This window comes from Mycobacterium persicum (genome assembly GCF_002086915.1).
Classification (GTDB): domain Bacteria; phylum Actinomycetota; class Actinomycetes; order Mycobacteriales; family Mycobacteriaceae; genus Mycobacterium; species Mycobacterium persicum.
The window spans coordinates 1-1,136 of the sequence record NZ_MWQA01000021.1 but is presented as its reverse complement, the minus strand read 5'-3'; the positions used below and the strand labels follow the sequence as shown (position 1 = coordinate 1,136).

Below are 1,136 nucleotides of genomic sequence, written 5' to 3'. Positions count from 1 at the left end.
GCGCAGCTTGCATCTCAGGCGGCCTCCCGGACGGGTTGGGGTGGGCTCAGCGCGCCATCACCGAGTTCACGCAGGGTGTGAGAGCAGCGACGCAAGATTTTGCGTTCGACCGCCAGGGTCGGATTCTTGCCATTGTGGCCGTCGTGCTTGGTCGCCAGCTGGTGGTAGTAGCCGTAATCCGGGGAGCCGGGCCAAGCCGCGCACTTGGCCGCCTCGAAGGTGGCCCAACGCAGCTCGGGCGAGCCTTGCCGGGACAAATGCCCCGGTGAGCGTTTGGTATCCGAGGAATACACGGTGACATCCATGCCCGCAAAGCGCACCAGCTGATCAGAGCTGGAAAACCGGCGTGCATCACCGATCTCGGCCCAGATGATCGCCGCGCATAACCACCCGATGCCGTAGTGGCGGGCCTGCAGCGCCTGACAACCGCGCTGATGTCGAGCGAAGTTCACCAATTGTGCTCGCAGCGGCACAATCTCGGCACCCAGCTCATCTGTGCGCCGCAGCGCGGTGTCCACATACTGGCGTCCCACCCCCGACAACTCCGCACCGGCAAGCGCGTCACGGCCCGCCGCCGACAGCAACGCGGTGACCGGCGGGCAGCCCTGATGGAACAACTGGGCGTGGACGCGCTGCTGCCAGGCACGGCGCTCCTCCATCAGCGCGCAATACAACCGGCCCAGGGTGCGAACCTCCACCACCTGCGCCGGCGGGATCCACAACTCGGGGAACCGGCCCTCCACCAACAGCGTCCGCAACAGCCGCGCATCGGCGCGGTCGGTCTTGGCTCGCTTCTTGGGGCCCCGCAACCCCGCGATCTCGGCCGGATCCCCCAAATGCGCCACCACCCCCGCCATGGCCAGCTCCTCGACCACATACCGCCACCCGGTACAGCCCTCCAGCGCGAACTCCGCGTCCCCGCTCGGGCAGTGCTTACCCAGCCAACCCCGCAGCATCTTGCGGGTTGCCGGCCGGATCTCACCCCAGTGCACCACACCGTCGTCGTCCACGTAATCAAACGTGATCTGCTTCCGGTGCACGTCAAACCCGCCTACCATCGTCATCAGTGGGACCTCCTCAAGCTCCCGAAAACTCTTACTGACGCCCACATCAACGAGCGTCTGAGCTGAGGGGGT

Annotated in this window: 1 protein-coding gene; it reads right to left on the bottom strand. The window is 66.2% G+C overall.

Annotation, left to right across the window (positions count from 1 at the left end; translation table 11 throughout):
• Nucleotides 1–14: 14 nt before the first annotated feature.
• Nucleotides 15–1,064: an IS110 family RNA-guided transposase gene (locus B4U45_RS28515; protein WP_075545526.1), complete on the bottom strand. Its 1,050-nt coding sequence runs from the start codon at nt 1,062–1,064 to the stop codon at nt 15–17.
• Nucleotides 1,065–1,136 lie beyond the last annotated feature (72 nt).

What these genes read in the sequence shown, in the direction of transcription:
- B4U45_RS28515 (WP_075545526.1), bottom strand. Translation starts at nt 1,064, where the DNA reads ATGACGATGGTAGGCGGGTTTGACGTGCACCGGAAGCAGATCACGTTT.